Here is a 19,609-nt window from a genome sequence, read left to right on the forward strand (position 1 = left end):
CTTCCCCTCAGACTCGAACGCGCTGGCCGCCCCCGGCTGAGATCATCCGATCTGGTTGAGAAGTGCTGCGCGCACGAGTTCTGCGGTGTTGCGTGCGCCGAGCTTGCGCATGGCCTCGGCGCGATGGCTCTCGAAGGTGCGAGGACTGATGCGCATGCGCAAGGCGCCCTCCTTGTTCGAATGGCCTTCACTGATCAGTTTGAGAACCTCGCGCTCACGCGGCGTGAGCGATCTGCTCGCGCGGCCGGAGCGCCCCGCGACTCCAATGGGTGCCGGTTCAAGAGCGGCCGGCCGCGGCAGCGCAGCAGATTGCCCCTGCGCACCGGACATCCTGCTCACGAGCGCGCAGACGCGCTCGGTCTGCTGTAGCGCATTGTCGACCACCAGCTGGACGTGACGGCGCTCGCCGGGACTCCTGGCAATCTCATCGCTGCGCTGCTTGATCTCGCCCATATAGAGCATCAGCGCGGTGAGCGATCCGTTGAGCTGCTGCGCGAGCGCAAGCGTCTCCGGATCCTCGGCCGTGAGCGAGCTCTCACGGTGTCCCGAAAGACCGTGGTCGTTAACTTTCGGATCGGCCGGACGGGATGCTGCGCGATCGTCAGAAAGGCTGTTGCCGAGCTGTGCCATGGCTCATCATGTCGCACCCCCGACTTTAACATGGTTAATATCCGCACCCGTAACAATACGGGCAGACACGCTAACTCGCGCAATCGTCGACAAATTCCCCCACAGGTTGTTGCCCGCGAGGGTTAACCCGTCCGGAGGGTCGCCGCTTGACTGTCTTGGACGAGCCGCCCCAGGCGGAAGTGCCAAGCTGGTCCTGCATGCGTAGGTTTGTTTAATGATATTAATTCCGCACCAACTGTTTCGTGGTTCGATGCGCCGTTCTCGTCCCCCGAGACGAGCGGTTGAGACCTCGAGCTGACAGCCAGATACGACAATGGGCCCCGTCGACCGGATCTGGGAATTCCTGCAGCGGTTGTCGCCGTTGACGCGGAGCTGTTTGCTCAGCGAGCTGGAGCGGCTCGAGCTGAGCGGGGTCGAGATGCCGGGGTCGGCCGACCTCCAGGCGCGTCTGCGCGCGGAGATCCGCAACAATGGCGTTGGCGGCCATCGCACCATCAATCCGTCGCGCTACTTCTTCATGCCGGTCGAGCAGCTCCTCATCGACGGCTCGCCAGAGCATGCCAATGAAGGCCGCATCGCGAGGGGATCGCTGACGCCGATCTGGGAGTGGATCTCGCGCGACCTGCTGCCGACGATGGCGCGCGACTACAACGCTCAGATGAAGGACCTGATCGCAGCGGACAAGCAGCGCGAGATCCGGCAGGCCGCCAGCGCATTCCAGACCAAGGTCACGAAGTCGCTGGAAGGCACGCTGGCTCGCGCCGACGGTATCGAGCAGGTTCGCACCAAGCTCAAGGCCTATACGGCCTCTCCATCCGTGTTCGACGACGTTGTCAAGCTGATGAAGGCGTTGCGCGCCCGCGAGGAGCTGACGAAGTTCGCCGACTCGCTGCCGGATCGAATCGCCGAGTTCGACGACCCCCAGGTCAAGAAGATGGCGTTGCTGCTCGATGGTCTGCGCAAGAAGGAGCCGGAAGCCGTTCCCTTTGCCTTGACGCTGGTCGCCAAGCGCCTGAAGGAGCCCTGGCAGGTGATGCGGCTGGCGACCAAGGCCGCACGCAGCAAGAACGTCGCGGACGTGATCTCGGCGCCCTACGCCGCGACCGTGCCAATGGTGCTCGACCAGCTCGAGGACAAACGGCTCGCGCTGCGGATCGCCCTGAAGAACAATCGTGTGGTGACGGCCAAGGAAATCCTGACCAGCATCTACGACATCGAATATGCCATCCAGGTCCGCATCGACCGGATCGAGGAGTCGGAGTGGGGCAATCGTCTCAACGCCATCATGACCAACACCGACAGGATGGTGCAGGCAGAGATCAAGCGCTTCCCCGACGAGGTGGGACACGTGCTCGGTTCCAACCGGCTGCGCAGCCATCGCTCCCTGGGCGACCGCCTCACCTACTTCGCCTGGAAAGGCCGCGACGCGATCAAGACCGCCCTGCGCTCGGCGACCGGCTGACGCTCGTCTTCGTTCGCGCTCTGCCGTGACGGCCAGCGGACACCCGACCTTTCGAATTCCACTGTCCCTCTCCCCCGCGGCACGTCTCCGACGTTAGGAACAGGGCGGCGCCGCCGTCGTCTTCTGTCCAAAGCGCGTCTACGCGGCATGTCATACCCCGACGATCGGGGGATTATCTTGAACCTTGGAACGATGGAGACCGATGTGAAGGCGAGCAGGATGTTACTCGTTGCGCTGGCCATGGCATGCGCGGCGTCGACGATCTCGGGCGTCGGCGCACAGAGCGCGCCGGATGCACCGGCCGCAGCGCCGACGGCAGACAACGCCGTGCTGCTGACCGTCTTCCTCAAGCACGATCAGTCGCGGCCGCTGAGCGAGCTCAACGCACAGCTCGAGCGCCAGGGATTCTACAAGGCGTTCCCGCCGGCCGGCATCGAGGTCGTGAGCTGGAACGTCGTGATGGGAATCGGCCAGGTGGTGACGCTCCGCCTGCCGGCCTCGCGCCTGCGCGAGGTCAACCGCATCTTCGAAACCACGGCGTGGGGAGCCTATCGCACGGAGTTCTATCCGACCTACGACTACAAGGCGATCGGGCTCGCCAATCACGACAAGGCCTTGCAGTAGCCCAGCGCTGAAATCGCATCGATTTCGGCGCTGGCTTCAGCCCTTCGCCATGCGCTCGCGGGCGGATTTCAAGCCGGCCACGAAGCGCGCCAGTGTGTCCGACGTCTTGCCACGCGGCAGCATTACTTCGACCAGCGAGAACCGGCCGCGACGCTGGAATGCGCGCTCGAGCGCGGCCACGAGCTCGCCACGGGTGGTGACCCGCTCACCCGCCCCGCCGATGGAATTGGCGATATCGGCATAGTGCCAGTCGTCGAGATCGTTGAAGCGCGACTCCGGCTGGAACACGCGCAGCATTTCCCAGCTGCAATTGTTGAACAGCACGACGATCGGATCGAGGCCGTAGCGGCGGCAATTGCCGAGCTCCCAGCCGGTCATCTGGAAGGCGCCGTCGCCGACCAGGATCAAAGGCCGCAGGCCCGTTGCGGCGACGCCGATGCCGGCGGGGACGCCGAACCCCATCCCGGCATAATATCCGGGCGCGGCGAGCGCCGTGTTGTCGATCTCCATTGCCGTGAACAGGCAATCGCCGATGTCCGACGTCATCGGCATCCGGCCGTGGCGATCGAACATGTCGTTGATCCCGGTCGCGATGTCCGACGGCGCGATGGGCTGGTCATCAGCGGCGAGGCCGCGCGGATAGGCCGAGCGCTGCCGCATCAGCCCGCTCGCTGCCGTCCGCGGCGTGGCGCGCTGCTCCAGCGCATCGATCAGGTCACCGAGCGGCATGTCGCGATAGGCATGGTGCCCGATCTGCACCTCGCGGCTGGAGGCCAGGATCATGCGCCGTGGATCCGGCGCGCGGTTGGACAGCGCGAAATTGGTATCCGACAGGATGACGCCGAGCATCAGCACCAAATCGGCATCCTCCACGAGATGCGTGATCGCCGGGTTGCCGGCTGCACCGAGATAAGTGCCGGCGACGACATCATCGGCTTTGTCGAGCAGGCCGCGTCCCATGAATGTCGTGACCAGCGGCAGGCCGAGCTTGCGCACCAGCGCCGCAATCCGATCCTCGACGCCGTAGCGGCGGATCTCCACATCGACCACGATCACCGGACGCTCCGCTCGCGCGATGCGCGCCAGGATCTCGTCGACGCATTCGTCGAGCGCCTCCTTGTCGGCCTTTCGCGGCGGTAGCGGCACAACCGGCTCGACCTCGGCATCGACCATGTCGCGCGGAAATTCGAGGTAGACCGGCAGCGACATTTCCTTGGCACTGCGCAGCACGCGCGCGATCAGCGCAGGCGCCGTGGCGGGATCCGAGAGCACGGCTTGGTCGCAGGTGATTTCCTTGAACACCGCGAGCTGCGTGTCCACCGTGCGCGCCTGATGATGCAGCAGGAAGCCGGAGACGCGCTCGCGGGCGCCCGGCGCGCCGGCGATGACCACGACCGGCGAGCGCTCGGCATAGGCCCCGGCCACCGCATTGACGACATTGAAGGCGCCGGCGCCGTAGGTCACGACGGCGACCCCAAGCCCGCCATGATAGCGGGCAGCAGCATCGGCCGCGAAGCCGACCGCCGGCTCATGGCTGAGCGTCACCCTCGGCAGAATGTTGCTTTCCTCGATGACCTTGAACAGCGGCAGCACGAAATCGCCGGGAATGCCGAAGATCTCGCGGGCGCCGTGGTCCTTCAAGGCGGCGAGCAGCGCATGGGCAAGAGCAGGCATCCGGACCCTCTGAGTGTGCATGGCGCCCGACCGGTGCTACACGATCAGGACCGCCCTGCCAATCACGCGAGCCCCGTGTGGCGCTCGCGGGTCGCGATCCCATCCGCACTTACTTGCCCGTCAGCAGAAAGGCCTGGGCGGAGGGATCGGCCGGCACTGCGCCATGCGGCGCCGCCAGAGTCACACCGAACAGCAACACGACCGCCATCATCATGCCCAGTTTCATGATGACGGTCCGCCGGTCCGTGATCGGCAGAAACAAGAAGAACAGCAGCGCCGCTGCCAGCACCAGATCGAGAATGTAGAACATGGATCACCTCCTCCGTTGCCGGGGATCATGACCCATGAGGGAGATCTCGGACTGTGCCCGTCGTCACGGAGCGAAGACATCTGTCGCGAAAGTCAGGCCCTGGGCGCAACACGGGCTGGCCGGAGGCACAACGGACCATGCTGCTGCGGTTCATTCGGGGGCACTGATCTCTTATGGCCAAGAAGCGGGCCCTCATCACCGGCGTCACGGGGCAGGACGGCGCCTATCTCGCCGAATTGCTGCTCAACAAGGGCTACGAAGTCCACGGCATCAAGCGCCGTTCATCCCTGTTCAACACCGATCGCATCGATCACCTCTACCTCGATCCTCATGAGCCGGATCCGCCGTTCCGCCTGCATTATGGCGACCTGACGGATTCCTCCAGCCTGATCCGCATCGTCGGCGAGGTGCGTCCGCACGAGATCTACAACCTCGCGGCGCAGAGCCATGTGGCCGTGTCGTTCGAGGAGCCTGAATATACGGCCAATGCCGACGGATTGGGGACATTGCGGCTGCTGGAAGCCATTCGCATCGTCGGGCTCGAAAAGGACACGCGGTTCTACCAGGCCTCCACCTCCGAGCTCTATGGCCTGGTGCAGGAGGTCCCGCAGCGCGAGACCACGCCGTTCTATCCGCGCTCACCCTATGCCGTAGCCAAGCTCTACGCCTATTGGATCACGGTGAATTATCGCGAAGCCTATGGCCTCTACGCCTGCAACGGCATCCTGTTCAATCACGAGTCGCCGGTGCGGGGCGAGACGTTCGTCACCCGCAAGATCACCCGCGCGCTCGCCCAGATTCGCCTGGGTCTGCAGACCCATCTCTATCTCGGCAATCTCGACGCGATGCGCGACTGGGGTCACGCCCGCGACTATGTCGAGATGCAATGGATGATGCTGCAGCAGGACGAGGCCGAGGACTACGTCATCGCCACCGGCGTGCAGCACTCGGTCCGCGATTTCGTCAATCTGGCAGCGGCCGAGATCGGTCTTACGCTGGAATGGAAGGGCAGCGGCGTCGACGAGAAGGGCTACGATGCAGCGACGGGCAAGTGCCTCGTCTCCGTCGATCCGCGCTACTTCCGGCCGACCGAGGTGGCCACCCTGCTCGGCGACCCATCCAAGGCGAAGCAGAAGCTGGGCTGGGTACCGCAAACGACATTCGAGGAGCTGGTGCGCGAGATGATGCACGAGGATCTCGAGTCGGCGAAGCGCGACGAACTCATCAAGCAGCACGGCTTCCGCTATTGCGCCCGTCACGAGTGAACGGAACGTGGAGCTGATCGGAGCACCGCGATCGCGCTGAACCTGTATGGCTCACCGGTCGAACAGCGCGGCCTCGGTAAAGGCGAGATCGCCGAGGCGCGGCGGGTGCGGGCCCTTGGCATATTTTCGGCCGCGCTTTTCCGAGTACCAGCCGACGAGTTCCGGCATGGCTGCGTTAGCGTCGAGCCGGACCAGGAGGCCGCCCCGCCCAAGCAGGAAACGTCCGAGGTTGCCGGCAAGCCGGGCGAGGTCGGCGGTGTCGCGGCAATAGAGCAGCCGGTAGATCGGCAGAACGTTCTTCACGTGGTGCTTCTGAAACACGAACGGGCGGACGACCCCGGCCTCGCGCGCGACGACGCTCAGGCAGCCCCAATCCGCATGCTGCCGCAGCAGATCGATCTCATAGGCAGAGAGACCATTACCGGCACCGTCGGCGAATTCATCGATCACCACTCCGGCCACCGGCCGGGACAAGGCCGGCGCGGCGTAGATCTGCCCTTTGCAATAGACCGAGAAGCCCTGGGCCTCGACCTGTGACCAGGTGTGCGGGGCCGGCGTGATGTTGAAATAGGTGACAGTCTTGTCACGCGTCGCGGCACGGACCAGCATCGAGCTGAAGGCCCTGAACGCGGGCTCGACATACCAGCTCGAAACATTGGCCCTGACGATGACCGCACCGTCCTCGGACTGCACGTTCGAGAACAGCAGCAGGATGACGCCGACCGGCACGCCGCCATGATCAAGGCAATACCCAAACGCCGGAAAGCCCACCGGCCGCGGGCGCGCCGCATGGCGCTCGAGCCCGCGCAGCCAATAGGCTTCGCTGCGGAAAGCAAATCCGCGTGTCAGCAGCGCTGCGACCGCGGCGAGGTCCGCGGTCTTGATTTCGCGAATGCGCACGCCGGCGATGGGCTGTGCCTGCGCCGCCGTGTCACTCACCGTCTCAGCCTTCCTGATCGGCTGCATTCCAGCATCCCCCCAGAGCTGTCCCGCACGCGGCGCGTGCAGGATGGATCCGTCACGGATGCAATTATCGTAAAAAGCCGGGGGCGCAGTGAACCACGTCGTGCCGGCCTTACCATCGGGTTAACGGCGTCAGCGAAATCCGGGCGTGATGATGGCTGGATGAGTGTCCGGCGCGCCGATCACGGCCGCGGCACGCGAAACATGTAGGTCTCATCGGCATTGAGGCCGTCGACGAAAAAGCGGCCGGGCGTCACGTCGATGCGGCGCTGCAGCCCGTCCCATCCCCAGACCTCGAGGCTGCGCGCCCAGGCCGGCAGCTCGAGTTCGACGGCACGGCCCGGCCGGTCGGTCCAGCCGGCGATGTTCTGCCAGACGATCAGCTCGGCATCCGCGCCGCTCAGCCTGTACAGCGCAAGGCGGCGGTCGATCGACACGATCTTCATGCGACCGGCGAGCTGCAGCACCGTCTTAAGTACTTGGCTGCGTGCCTCCGGGACCCATGGCTCCTTGCCGCTGGCCATGGCATAGGCGAGACCATCGACATCCGGCGTGTCGCCGAGATTCCAGGGAAAAGCGATGGTCGAGACCGGCGAACGGCCATCCTTGCCGACGACGGCGAGCTGATCCCAGATTGCACTCAGAAACAATCTGGCTGCGACCGGCTCGCTCTCCCAGGCGCCGGCCCGGGCAACGTTGAACTCGGTGCTGTAGAAATTGACGTCGCGGGTCAGACCCATCGCCTGCTTGATACGATCGAAGCAGGTCTGCACCGAGAAGGCACGTCCCCTGGTCACCGGATACCAGCGGTCGTTGTAGTAAGTGTGCAGGTCGATGCCGTCGAGCCGGCCATCCGCGAGCAGGTCGGCGATCGCCGGGCCGTAGCCGCGCAACGTCGCATCGCCATGCGAATTGCAGGTCGCGAAGCCGCCGGGAACCACGCGCAACTTGGGATCGACGCTGTGGACGCCGTCAGCCAGTCCCGCCAGCGCATCATGATAGTCCCTGCGCGGGATCGTCGCCTGCACGTCGGGCTCGTTGATCGCGGTGAAGATCGTCGCGCCCCAGTCCGGAATACCGTTCTCCCGGCCCCAGTCACCGCCGGGGCGAAAACGCTTCGCCATCGCCTCTCCAGCAGCGAACCAATCCTGATAGGAACCGATCGGCTGCGGCGGGTTCAGCGTCTGATAGCTGCCCTCATATTCGAGCAGGATCAGCGGCGTGATGCCGTTCTTGTGCGCCTCCAGCATGGCGGCATCGAAATCATGCGGCGTCGGCACCCGCGCGAGCGTACGCCAGCCGTAGGAATCCATCCGGCCCATCCTCGCGCCGACGCCGTGCAGTGCCTGATAGAGCTGGCTGCTCTTGCCGGCGAGATGCGTCACGAGATTACCGCCGCCCATGCGATCGCGAACTGCGGCGCCGTTCACATCGTCGGCAAGGCCTGGAATTGCCGAGCCAAACGTTAATAGCGTTATGCTAACCACCAGCAGATTGGAACGAAGCCGCAATGTCTAGTCCCGTAAATGTCCGTGATGACTTTTGAGATCGTCCAGGTCGTTCAAGAGATAAGCAATGCTGGCGGCGTGGAAACCGTCGCCATCGAGCTGGCGCGCGTTTTCGGCCGGAATGGTTTATCGAATGTCGTGCTGGCGAGCGCGGTGGCTGAGAATCTCGAACAGTCGATCAAGGTCGAGCGTGTCGCGCCGTGGCTGGCGCGGATTCCGACGCGCGGATTGTTCCGTCACATCGGCCGCGCCATCGTCGTTCCCCTGTTCACGCTGGCGGCGACGCGGGCGCTGGCGCGTCATCCCCACGCCGTGGTCATCAGCCACGGTGACAGCCTCAAGGGCGACGTACTGATCGTCCATGCCGTCAATGCGCAGAGCCTTGTGGAGAAGCGCGCCGCCGGCCGCTGGCGCTGGCTGCTCAATCCGATGCATCTCTGGGTCGCTCTCCGCGACCGATTCATGATCGGAGGCCTGCGCTATCGCGCCTTCGTCGCAGTCTCCGAAAGAGTGACTGAAGAGCTGCAGCGCATCTATCAGGTGCCGCCCTCACGCATCCAGGTCATCTCCAACGGCATCGATCTCGACCGGTTCAGACGCGATGAGCGGGCCGGCCAGGAGATCCGCCGGGAGTTCGACATTCCCTCTGATGCCCGCGTGCTGCTGTTCGTCGGCCATGAGTTCAGCCGCAAGGGGCTGGCCCATGCCGTCGGCGCGCTGGAGAAGCTCGGCGATGACGTCCGGCTACTGGTCGTGGGCTCGGACAATCCCGCGCCCTACAGGAAGCTCGCGCACAAGGCGTCAGACCGGTTGATCTTCGCCGGCGCGCGCGCCGACATGCCGGCGCTCTACTCGGCCGCCGATGCCTTCGTGCTGCCGACGAGTTATGAGACGTTCTCGCTGGTCTGCATGGAGGCGATGGCCTGCGGCGTGCCGGTGTTCGCAACCCCGGTCGGCGGCATCGAGGACTATCTGCACGACGGCATCAACGGCTTCCGCATCGAGATGGACGCCGACGACGTCGCGGCGAAGATCGCCGCTGCGTTGGCTGACCCTGCCCTGCTGGAGCGTCTGCGCCAGGGAGCACAGGGCACCGCGCAGGCCTATGGCTGGGATCAGGTCGGCCTGACATATATCGAGCTGCTACGACGGATCGATGCGGCCAAGCGTGAGCCGAGCCAATCCGCGAGGGCGCTGACCGCGAAAGCCTGAATAGCGCTAGCTTGCCCGCAGCGGCCGTGGCGCGGCCAGGCGCGATGCATTTCTCGACTGATCCGCCGCTCGGCAGGCGGCTTCGATCGCGGTTGCGACTGCATCGTAGGTGAAACGCTTGAGCACATTGGCGCGCGCGGCCTGCGATCGCGCCGCGAACTGGGTCCGGTCGGCGCTGAGTTGGTCGAGCAGTCGAGACAGGCGTTCCGGATCCTGCTCCGGCACGATCCAGCCGCCGTCGCCGATGACATCGGGAATGGCGCCACAAGTCGATCCGATCACCGGAATGCCGCAGGCCTGCGCCTCGATGATCACCCGGCCGAACTGCTCGCGCACTGTGTTCGTCGTCCGCGTCAGCAGCAGCAGCGCATCAAGGCTGCGCAGGAACGCGGCCACCTCGGCAGGTGCGGCCCAGCCCTGGAATTCGACGCGCCCGCGCAGGCCGAGCTCTTCCACGCGCTGACGCAGATGCGTTTCATGCGGCCCCTCACCCATGATGCTCAGCGTCGCCGCCGAAGGGCTGCGCGCCAGCGCCTCCAGGGCATCATCGAGTCCCTTCTCGACCACCAGACGTCCGACATAGCCGAAGCGCAGCGGCGCATCCGCACGATGCGGAGCAGGCGCCTCTGCCGGTGTGAAGGTCGCGAGATCCACGCCATAACCGATCGGCGTCACCGGCCCGGCGTAGCCACGCGCCCGCACGACCTCGGTCGCATCGGGGCTGCGCGACAGGATGTGATCGGTGCGGCCGAGGACGAACTTTCGGATCGCCTCGAACGGCGGCGGCAGCCGCTTGAGGATATTCTGATCGACCTCGAGCACCAGCGCCGCGCGGCCGCGCAGCAACTGCGCCTGCAGCGCCACGATGCTCCACGGCTCCTCCCAGAGATGGATGACGTCGGGATCGAGCTCGCGCAGCAGCCGGCGCAGCGCCGGATAGAAATGCAGATACCATTTCATCGGCCCTGCCTCGGGCAGTCGGATCGGCAGCCGATGGACGGGGAAGCCGTCGTCCGAGGGCGGCGCCTGGATCGTGCGGCCGAACTCCTTCCAGACCTCGGGCATCACGAGATGCAGGTCGACGTCGGGACGTGATGCGAGAAAGCGATAGCGCAGCCGGCCGGCTTCGCTGCTGGTGGCCGGATGCGCGATCGAGACGATTCGCAGACGCCGGCTAGACACGGCCCATCACTCGCGCTGCGGTGCCGCTGAGCCCGGTGAGATGCAGCTCCATCGCGGCCAGGCTGCGATGCGCGCCATTCATGGTGTTGCGGGGAATCGAGAAGGCATCCTGTCCCGCGTGAACCAATCCCTTGCGCGTCGTCGCGGCACTGGCAAATCCCGCCTCACGTGCCAGTGCGAAATCGCGCGGACCGCAATCGGCCGCGCGGCCGTAAGGGAAGGCGAAGTGCTTGACATCGATGCCGAGCCGCGCGTTCAGGCGCAGCCGCGCGCCGGCCAGCTCCTTCAGCGCGTCCTCGGGCGACAGTGACGAAATCCGCGCATGTGACACGGTGTGGGCGCCGATCTCGACAAGCGGATCCCGCGCGAGAGCCTCGAGCATGTCCCAGGAGATCGCGTGCTTCCAATGCATCGCCTCGATCTCCATGCCATTGGCGGCGCAGAAGGCGGCGTAGCAGCCTGCGGCCTGCGGACCATCCCAGCGCGCCGCGACCTCGGCAAACAGCGCGCGGCGCTGCTCGTTGCTCGATAGCGCCATCTGCTGACCGTCGATCCAGAGGCGGTCTCTGTTCAGCAGCGCATCTTCGAGGCCCGCGGCCCACAGCGGCAAGGTGCCATCGGGAATGCCTGTTGTCACGAACAGCGTCACGGGAACGTTGTGCCGGCGGAACACCGGGGCCAATAGCTCGAAGGTGTCGCGATAACAATCGTCGATCGAGATATTCACATAGCGGCCGGCCGGCGCATGGGCCGCGGCGCGTCGCAGCGCCTCGTCCATCGTCACGACATCCCAACCCTGCTCCAGAACGTAACTCAGGAACCGATCGAGAAAATCCGCATCGACATAGAAGTCGCGGTTGGGCAGACGCTCCCACTGTTCGGACGGCGCCGTGCGATGGAAGGTCAGGCAGCAGCCGCGCGGGCCGAGCACGCGATCGGCGGCCTTGGCGAGCGGAAGGACGAACGCGCTGGAGGCCATCATGGCCTTGGCTGCGGCGAGGGCCAACAGGGTCAACTCAGCTCTCCCTTCATCTTCAGCGTGCGACGCACATGCCGGAACGCCGAGCCCACCATGTTCGGCAGCAGAATGCCGATCGCGAAGGCGAGGCAGACCAGATAGGCGACGCCGCCGGCGAACAGACGCGGCAACAGGCCAGGCACGGCGTTCTGGATCATCATGCCGAGCACGGCCATCAGCGCAGTCGGCAGCAGCGCCAGGCCGATGACGAGCAGCAGCTTGCGCGCATCGCCGAGCACGAACACCACGCCGAACAGCAGCACCAGGCTGCGGATCGCCTCGCCAATGCCGAGCAGTTGCATGCCGGCCGCCGGCGACGGATCGAACAGCGGCATCAGCAGGTTGAAGCTCATATTGGCGAGATAGGCGCAGACGATGATCAGCGCGGCGACGCCGTTGCGGCCGGCGCCGTTGAGCAGACGGATCAGGATCCAGCCGAGCGTCGCAGCCCAGACGCCGCAGGCGATGCCCTTCAACGCATGCGAGGTCAGCAGCAGCGCCTCGTCGCCGAAGGCGCCGCGGAAATAGATCAGGCGCACGATGTCGGTCGAGAACACCAGCAGGAATGCCGACGCCGGCAAGGTCAGCGCCAGCAGCGGCCGCAGCAGCGCCTCGGTCTGCGCGCGCGGATCGCGCGGCGCGTGCTGCGACAGCACGGCCATGCCGAGCGGCTGGCTGATCAGCAGCAGCGCGCTTTCCGTCAACGAGCGCGCGTAGTCCAGCGAGGCGACGGCGCCGGTCGTCAGCCGCGAGGCGGTGAAGCGCTCGATCCAGACATTGCCCTGCTCGGCCAGCGGCAGCGCAAGCAGCACGCGCAGCCGGCGGAAGAACTCGATGCCCTTGTCGACGACCATGCGCATCGTGAGACCGGAGACGCTCAGCTCACCCTCGCGCCACAGCGAGAACAGGCCCCAGGCCGCAAGACCATTGAAGGCGACGGTGAAGGCGCAGGCGAGCATGTAGGCGTCGCCGGTGAGCATGAGCAGGCCGATGCCGCCGATGACGGCGACGTTGAGCAGGCTGGCACGGAGATTGGTCAGCCGCGTGCGGCCGAGCGCGATCTCGCCCGCCGCCAACACGTTGAGCACCGCCGAGGCCGGCATCGCGAGCGACATCATGCGCACGAAATGCAGCGTCAGCACGCGGCCCTCATCCGAGAAGCCGCCGACGACGGCATTCACCCAGATCTCGCCGAGCAGCAGGATGACGGCCATGACCAATGTAGAGACCGCCGCGATCACGATCGTCAGCGCGCCCAGGCTGCGCGCCGGATCCGGGCGTAGCAGTGCCTCGCGATGCATCGGGATCATGATCGCCGGCACGCTCTCGTTCTGCAGGAAAGCGAGCGGAATCAGCACGGCGGCCATGGCGGCACGAAAACCGTCGGCGATGAGGGTCGCACCGAGCACATGCGCCATCAGCACCTCGCGGGCAAAGCCCAGCAACTTGCTGGCGAGCGCGCCGCTGATCAGGAGCGCACTGAAGCGCCGCAGCGAAGGACTGGAGGCGCTCATGCTGCCTCCTCGGTCGGAAGAGCCGGAACCAGCAACGCCGCAAAGGTCCAGAACAGGAAGCCGTTCTCGCCCGAGGTGATGTTGGCGAGCGGCAGCTGCACGAGGGCACCGAGCGCCAGCGCGCCGACGATGACAGCGTCCGGCGATCGGTCGGACCACGCCGCGGCCAGCGCGTTACCGATCGCCCAGAACAGCGCCGTGAGGCAGAAGCCGCCGATGACGATGCCCATCGTCAGCCAGCAGGCGATGATCATGCCGTCGACCGGCATGGCGCCGGCGGCGCCGACATCGGTGATGGTGAAGCCGGTGCCGAACAGCGAGCTGTCCGGCAGATTCCACAATGTCACGAACTCCTGCAGTCGCTCCTGCGCGCTGCCGTCCTTGGTGCCTTCGCCGAGTGAGGACAGTCGATCCGCCACGACGTCGCCGAACGGCGTCAAGGTCGCGGCCAATATCACGGCGACGGCGAGGCTGACGAGGATCAGGCCGGCGCGGCGCCGCGTCTCCGCGAACAGCAGGCAGAACAGCAACCCGACGGCGAGCGAGATCCAGGCGGTGCGATACATCGACAACAGGAAGCCAAGCCCGGCCGGCAACGCCAGCAGCAGCGCCGGCCACGAGCGCCGGCCGAAAGCGACCAGCAGCAGTCCGGCCGCCGTGAAGGTGGCATAGGCCGCAGGCGCATTCATCGTGCTGAACGAACGGACGCCGTAGGGAACGGGCTGACCGATCGAGATGATCGGAGCGAACTCCATCCAGTAGCGGTCCCAGTCCGGCGGATCGACATATTGGTAGAGCGCGTAGAAACCGGTGACCGGAAGAATGATCACAAAGGCCGATGTTGCCGCCTCGATCATCTCGCGACGATCCGCGCTCAGCATGAGCACCGCGGCATAGAGCAGCGGCGCCAGCCATTTCAGCGGGCCGGAAGCCGCATTGTTCCAGTCCGCCTGGGCAAGCGAGAGCAGACCCGCATAGACGACGCACATTGCGACGATGCCGAGCGGCCAGATCCACCGCGCAGGAACCTGCCGCTCTCCGAGCAGCCGCGGCAATGACAGCACCGGCGCAAGGATCGCGAACAACGGTCCGATCAGCATCAGGCCGAGCTGATCATAGCCGGCCGAGAGATCGACGAGCCGGCGGACGAAGGGCGCGAAGCTGAACAGGATCAGCGCGGCCTGCAGATGCACTGCTGGCCCCTGCCGCCACGCATACCAACCGACGCCGCCACAGCCGAGCACGAACAGCGCCCGCGACGCACCGCCGAGCACCCCGGCCGCAAGCGCCGTGACCAGGAGCACGGCGATCGCCGCCGCCCAGCCAGGCAAGCGCCAGTCGCGTTCGGCCGGAGCGGATGTGAGGATCGTGCTCACACCGCCGCTCCCGCGCGGACATTGCGGATCAGGAGCCCGATCGAGTCGAGCATGCGCGTCAGGCTGTATTGCGTGCGCGCACGGCGCGCAGCGTAGACGAGCTGGGACGCCAGAACGGAGGGCTCCGACAAAACGCTGTCTAAAGCTTCGGCCAAAGCGCGCGCATCGCCAGGCGGCACGAGCATGCCGGCGCGGCCATGCTCCAGAATATCCGGCGCGGCGCCCGCATCGGTGGCGATGACGGGGACGCCGGCCAGCATCGCTTCGACTAGGGTGCGGCCGAACGGCTCCGGATCGATCGACGGATGAACCATCGCGTCGACCGCCTGCATCAACAGCGGCACGTCACCGCGATGACCGAGGAAGTGAATGCGATCGGCGAGGCCGAGCTCGGTGACCTGCCGCTTGAGCTGCGCCGCGTAATCCTGCTCACCGAACAGCGCATCGCCGACGATGATGCCATGAACTCCAGGCAGCTTGGCCAGTGCCTCGACCAGCACGTGCTGTCCCTTCCACTGCGCGAGCCGGCTGAACACGCCGACCAGCGGCGCCGGCGGCAGGCCGAGCCGCTGCCGCAACTCCTGGCGCGACACAGGAACGGGCTCCACGGACAGACCATTGGGCACGACTTCGATGAGGCAGCGCCGCCCACCGGCCTCGATGAAGGCGGCGGCCGCCGCTTCGGACGGGACGACGACCTTCGCCGCGAAGCGATTGGCGAGCAAGATCTGCGTCCGGCGCTGCATTGCGCCGAAATGGGCTGGGCTGATGATGTCGTGCAGATGCCAGATCAGCGGCTTGCGCGCGACGACGTTGGCGACCGCAGCCAGCACGAACGCCTTCTGCGAGTTGGCGTAGACGACGTCATGCCGGCGCGCGAGGCGGGCCAGCTCGGCGGTGATCGCAGCCAAGCCTCCGGCCAGCGGCAATGCCTTGAGCCAAGAGCTGTCACGCCGGAACCGCGACAGGCCGATGCCCCAGCGCGACGTGACCACCGAGAGGCCGCGGTCGGACAGCGCCTTTGCCAGGGGGCCCTGCTCGAACAGGAAGGCGGACGACTCGTGGCGCCCCTGCACGACGTCGAGCAGGATCAGCTCGGCTCCGCCGATCTGCCCGGTGTGATCAACGAACAGGACGCGTTCGCCCGACATCATCCGGCCTCGGCATAGGCTGCGGCGGATGCCGCCTGCCCCGTCGCCGTGGCGCGCGGCTCGGCTTCGGCCATGGTGACGACGATGCCGACATCGGTCGCGCCGAGCGCCCTGCTCGTGGTCACGGTGGCAACCGCCGGTTCGATCAAGGAGCGATCGCTGCGCACGCAGACGATCACCCAATCCGTGCCGGCCAGGAAGTCGTCTCGCTGCGACGACAGCGGCGTATCAACGATGACAGCGTCATAGCCATCGAGACCGGTGAGCAGGCTGTCGAGACTGATCACTTCGAGAATGTCGCCAACCGGACCGGTGGCGGCGCCGGCGGGCAATACATCGAGGGACGGATGCGCCGTGCGCAACACCATTTCGCGCAGCGGCCGGCCATGCTCCAGCGCGCCCAGCCAGCCCGGGCTCGGGGAAAGCGCCATGACCTGCGCGAAGCTCGCATGCTCGATATCGCACTCGACCAGCAACACGCGCCGGCCGGCCGCGGCGAGATGCTCCGCGAGCACGCAAGCCATGGTCGTCTTGCCGTCGCCGGCATCAGGCGAGGTGACGACGAGCCGCTGCGGTCGCGCAGACGAGTCGAGTCCCAGCTCGCGAACGAGGTCGTGCAGCATCACTTGGAATTCCACGTCCTCGGAGGCGAGGCGCAGAACGTGCGGGATCGCGAGCGGCTGATGACCCTGCAGGATGGCGCCAAGCGCGGACATCTGGCGCAGGCTCTTCAGACGGGGCAGGCAAGCGAGGATCGAGACGTCGGCGACGCTGGGAAGATGAGATTTACGCTCGGACGACGGCGGCTCGTTGGAGGCGGTCGGCAGTTCGGCCTGCTCCGGCAGATCGGGAACACTGGCCGGCGCATCCGCGATGGGAGTCACAACTTCGCTGCCGGCCGGATCCGGCACGGGCGCCGCGGATGTCTGGGCGGGACGCAGGCGCGCAAGCTGGTCGGCGAGCAACGCGGCGGCGACGCCGAAGATGATGGCGAGCGTCAGGCCGGCGGCCAGGAACGGCACCTTCTTCGGGAAGAACGGCTTGCTCGGCAATTCGGCGAGGCTCACGAGACGCGTGCTGCCGCGCAGGACGCGGCGCTCGGTCTCGAGTTCGCTCGCCTTCTTGTAGAGCTCGGCATATTGCTGGCGCTTGATCTCGGTATCGCGCACCATGCTCTCAATAGACGCCTCGTCCAGCGTCGCCGAACCGGCTTCGGCCTTCGCCGTGTCCATCTGCTTCTTGAGAGAGGTCACCAGCGCATTGTTGGCATCGAACGTCTTCTGCGCGCTGGCTGCGATGGTCTGCATCTCGTCGACCAGCCGCTGCTGGATCGAGGCCTGCTCGCGCGTCAGCGCCAGGATCGAGGGATGCTTGGGGCCGAGCACGCCGGCGGCGCTGGCGAGCTGCGCGCTCACGGTGGTGAGCTGCTGCTTCAGATCCGCGATGGTCCGGCTCTGCAGCACCGACGGCGCATCGGTTGGGCCACGCTCCTGCTCGGACTTGATCTCCTGCAGCCGAGCGGCAGCCTCGGCGCGCGCGGCTTCCGCCTGCGACAGCTGCTGGCCGATGCTGGTGAGACGCTCCGAGGAGATCGGCGCATTGGCGCCGCGCATCAGGCCCTTGGTGCGGCGGAACTTCTGGATCTTGTCGTCGGCGTCGCGAAGCTGCTGGTCGAGCTGCTTCAGCTCCTGCCAAAGCCAGGAGCTCGCGACCTCGCGGCTGTTGGCGCCTTCGGTGCGCTGATCTTCCAGGAAAGTCTGCGTCAGCGCGTTGGCGAGCAGCTTCGCCACCTCGGGGCTGCCCGACTGATAAGAGATGTTGATGACGCGCGAGCGGCCGGCGGAGGCGATGCTGAAGCGGCTGTCGACGTGATCGATGAAGGCGCTCGGATCGGTCTTGAGGCGCTGGCACGCATCCGCCGAGCCCCACATGCGCCCGCGCTCGCATTCGCCGACCACGGCGTCGACGACACCGGGCGACGACATGATCTGGCGCAGCAGGCGCGGCGAGCGGATCACCAGCAGCTGGCTCTCCATGTCGGCGGGATCACCGATCTTCTGCGCCCACGCCGCGGAGGTGTTGGCGCCCGGCTCCTGCTCGGCGATGATCACCGACGCGGTCGCGAGATAGCGCACCGGAAGCAGAACGAGGGCAGCGACCGCGATCGCCAGCACCGTGCCGGCCACGAGCGCGAACACGCCGCGGCGGCGCCAGATCCGGGCGACGGCATCAAAGCCGGACAAGGCCTCGTTGAGAGCCGCCTGCCTCATGATCTGCACTCGCACCACATACTACGCAATCAGACGTGTCGCGCGGCCCTGATGACCGTCACGGAAATGATCGAGCTCCTCGTTGACCGCCGCGACGAACTGGCTGCGGAAGCGCTCGGCCGAGAAGAAGCCGGCGCGCTGGCGGCAATCGAGCCGCGAGATCGTCTTCTCCCTGGTCACGAAGGCGCGCACGCAGGCGGCGATCGCCTCTGGCTCGGGCGAATCGAAGAACATGCCGGTCGGACGTGGTCCGGTGGTGAGGATCGACTCGCGCGCGCCGCCGCGGCCGAGCGCGAGCACCGGCGCGCCTTCCGACTGCGCCTCGACCGGGATGATGCCGAAATCCTCCTCCGCCGCGAACACGAAGGCCCGCGCGGTGGTCATGAGGTCGCGCAATTGCTTGTCGGGCACAAAGCCCGCGAATGTCACGTTCGGTCCCGCAATCGCCTTCAGGCGCGCCGCTTCCGGGCCGTCGCCGGCGACGACCAGCTCGAGGTCCGGCATCGCATTGAAGGCGCGGACGATCGGCTCGATGCGCTTGTAGGGCACAAGCCGGCTCGCGGCGAGGAAGTGGTTGCCGACGGGCAGGATCGCATCGCGCTGCCCGATGGTCACCGGCGGATAGATCACCTTGGTGTCGCGGCCGTAGATCTTCTTGATCCGGCGGGCGACGAACTGCGAATTGGTGAAGATGGCGTCGGGGCCGTGTGCGGTGCGCGCATCCCAGATCCGCATCTTGTGCAGCAGCGCGCGGGCGATCCAGCCCTTCACGCCGGTCGCGTAGCCGCTCTCCTCCAGATATTGGTGCTGCAGATCCCAGGCATAGCGCATGGGCGAATGCACATAGGCGATGTGCAGCTGCTCCGGTCCGGTGAGCACGCCCTTGGCCACCGCGCAGCTCGAGGAAATCACGAGATCGTAGCTCGACAGATCGAGCTGCTCGATCGCGAGCGGCATCAGCGGCAAATAGGAGCGGTGATACTTCCGCAAGCCCGGCATGTTCTGCAGGAAGCTGGTGTGCGACTTCTCGAACCCGAGCTTGGCGCGGTCCTCGGGACGCAGCAGGTCGAACAGCGTGAAGACGTCGGCGCCGGGATAGCAGCGCAGGATCTCCTGCAGCACCTTCTCGGCACCACCGAGAACGTAAAGCCAATCGTGGACGATCGCGACGCGCATCGTGCTCTCCCAATTCCCGGGGTATTTAAACAAACCCTTAAGGGAGCCGTTCACGCGCACAAAACCAATCCTAAACTTCTAGTTAATCGCCCTTCTCCTCCGACCCGTCGAATCCATTGCTATCAAGTAAGGATCTGTTAGGGATCGGCAAGCCGCATCGCGTCTCAGATGATGCCAGACGTGTGCCGGACCAGAACGCGAAACAAGACTTTGGCCCGCTTTGGCACACTCGGGCACCATAAGCGGTCTTGCTTAACAGGCCCTTGCGATCGCC

The 19,609-nt window shown here is 66.0% G+C and carries 16 protein-coding genes; 4 read left to right on the forward strand and 12 right to left on the reverse strand.

The features are described from left to right. Nucleotides 1–42: 42 nt before the first annotated feature. Nucleotides 43–630, reverse strand: a complete 588-nt coding sequence (locus BRAD285_RS32185) for a helix-turn-helix transcriptional regulator (RefSeq protein ID WP_006614404.1) — start codon at nt 628–630, stop codon at nt 43–45. A gap of 313 nt (nt 631–943) precedes the next feature. On the opposite strand from BRAD285_RS32185, the gene BRAD285_RS32190 reads away from it, so the two are divergent. Together BRAD285_RS32190 and BRAD285_RS32195 are read left to right on the forward strand one after the other, a co-directional pair. Further along, nucleotides 944–2,092: a hypothetical protein gene (locus tag BRAD285_RS32190; protein WP_006614405.1), complete on the forward strand. Its 1,149-nt coding sequence runs from the start codon at nt 944–946 to the stop codon at nt 2,090–2,092. A 240-nt stretch (nt 2,093–2,332) separates the two neighbouring features. Further along, nucleotides 2,333–2,716, forward strand: a complete 384-nt coding sequence (locus BRAD285_RS32195) for a hypothetical protein (protein ID WP_085962864.1) — start codon at nt 2,333–2,335, stop codon at nt 2,714–2,716. 36 nt (nt 2,717–2,752) lie between these two features. Here BRAD285_RS32195 and ipdC read toward each other — a convergent pair whose 3' ends face one another. After that, the gene (gene ipdC, locus BRAD285_RS32200; RefSeq protein WP_006614407.1) at nt 2,753–4,390 is read right to left on the reverse strand and encodes an indolepyruvate/phenylpyruvate decarboxylase; all 1,638 of its coding nucleotides are present in this window, start codon (nt 4,388–4,390) and stop codon (nt 2,753–2,755) included. A 109-nt stretch (nt 4,391–4,499) separates the two neighbouring features. Then, nucleotides 4,500–4,700, reverse strand: a complete 201-nt coding sequence (locus BRAD285_RS32205; RefSeq protein WP_006614408.1) for a hypothetical protein — start codon at nt 4,698–4,700, stop codon at nt 4,500–4,502. Nucleotides 4,701–4,873: 173 nt separating this feature from the next. On the opposite strand from BRAD285_RS32205, the gene gmd reads away from it, so the two are divergent. Then, nucleotides 4,874–5,965, forward strand: a complete 1,092-nt coding sequence (gene gmd / locus BRAD285_RS32210) for a GDP-mannose 4,6-dehydratase (protein WP_006614409.1) — start codon at nt 4,874–4,876, stop codon at nt 5,963–5,965. 51 nt (nt 5,966–6,016) lie between these two features. Here the strand turns inward: gmd and BRAD285_RS32215 are convergent, their stop codons facing one another. Both BRAD285_RS32215 and BRAD285_RS32220 read right to left on the reverse strand, forming a co-directional pair. Further along, on the reverse strand, nt 6,017–6,931 hold the full coding sequence (locus tag BRAD285_RS32215) for a hypothetical protein (RefSeq protein ID WP_006614410.1): 915 nt from the start codon (nt 6,929–6,931) through the stop codon (nt 6,017–6,019). Between the two features lie 179 nt (nt 6,932–7,110). Next, the gene (locus BRAD285_RS32220) at nt 7,111–8,331 is read right to left on the reverse strand and encodes a hypothetical protein (protein ID WP_139020698.1); all 1,221 of its coding nucleotides are present in this window, start codon (nt 8,329–8,331) and stop codon (nt 7,111–7,113) included. Between the two features lie 132 nt (nt 8,332–8,463). Between BRAD285_RS32220 and BRAD285_RS32225 the strand changes: the two genes are divergently transcribed. Further along, nucleotides 8,464–9,648, forward strand: coding sequence for a glycosyltransferase family 4 protein (locus BRAD285_RS32225; protein WP_006614412.1), 1,185 nt, complete (start codon nt 8,464–8,466; stop codon nt 9,646–9,648). Between the two features lie 6 nt (nt 9,649–9,654). On the opposite strand, the gene BRAD285_RS32230 is transcribed toward BRAD285_RS32225, so the two are convergent. The 7 genes from BRAD285_RS32230 to BRAD285_RS32260 are packed head-to-tail and all read right to left on the reverse strand — an operon-like array spanning nt 9,655 to nt 19,335. Then, entirely contained in the window at nt 9,655–10,830 is a 1,176-nt protein-coding gene (locus BRAD285_RS32230) for a glycosyltransferase (protein WP_006614413.1), read from the reverse strand. Further along, nucleotides 10,823–11,845 carry a polysaccharide deacetylase family protein gene (locus BRAD285_RS32235; protein ID WP_006614414.1) on the reverse strand — a complete coding sequence of 341 codons (1,023 nt, stop codon included), beginning with the start codon at nt 11,843–11,845 and terminating at the stop codon, nt 10,823–10,825. The genes BRAD285_RS32230 and BRAD285_RS32235 overlap by 8 nt, the downstream gene beginning before the upstream one ends. Next, complete coding sequence (locus BRAD285_RS32240) at nt 11,842–13,362, reverse strand: lipid II flippase MurJ (protein WP_006614415.1); 1,521 nt, start codon at nt 13,360–13,362, stop codon at nt 11,842–11,844. Before BRAD285_RS32240 ends, BRAD285_RS32235 begins: the two co-directional genes overlap by 4 nt. Further along, the gene (locus BRAD285_RS32245) at nt 13,359–14,738 is read right to left on the reverse strand and encodes an O-antigen ligase family protein (protein WP_006614416.1); all 1,380 of its coding nucleotides are present in this window, start codon (nt 14,736–14,738) and stop codon (nt 13,359–13,361) included. Before BRAD285_RS32245 ends, BRAD285_RS32240 begins: the two co-directional genes overlap by 4 nt. Then, entirely contained in the window at nt 14,735–15,892 is a 1,158-nt protein-coding gene (locus BRAD285_RS32250) for a glycosyltransferase family 4 protein (protein ID WP_006614417.1), read from the reverse strand. Before BRAD285_RS32250 ends, BRAD285_RS32245 begins: the two co-directional genes overlap by 4 nt. After that, the gene (locus tag BRAD285_RS32255; protein WP_172889846.1) at nt 15,889–18,159 is read right to left on the reverse strand and encodes an exopolysaccharide transport family protein; all 2,271 of its coding nucleotides are present in this window, start codon (nt 18,157–18,159) and stop codon (nt 15,889–15,891) included. The genes BRAD285_RS32250 and BRAD285_RS32255 overlap by 4 nt, the downstream gene beginning before the upstream one ends. A gap of 21 nt (nt 18,160–18,180) precedes the next feature. Further along, nucleotides 18,181–19,335, reverse strand: a complete 1,155-nt coding sequence (locus BRAD285_RS32260; RefSeq protein WP_006614419.1) for a glycosyltransferase — start codon at nt 19,333–19,335, stop codon at nt 18,181–18,183. Nucleotides 19,336–19,609 lie beyond the last annotated feature (274 nt).

Origin of the sequence: Bradyrhizobium sp. ORS 285, from assembly GCF_900176205.1 — a bacterium.
In the GTDB taxonomy this organism is placed as follows: Bacteria; Pseudomonadota; Alphaproteobacteria; order Rhizobiales; family Xanthobacteraceae; genus Bradyrhizobium.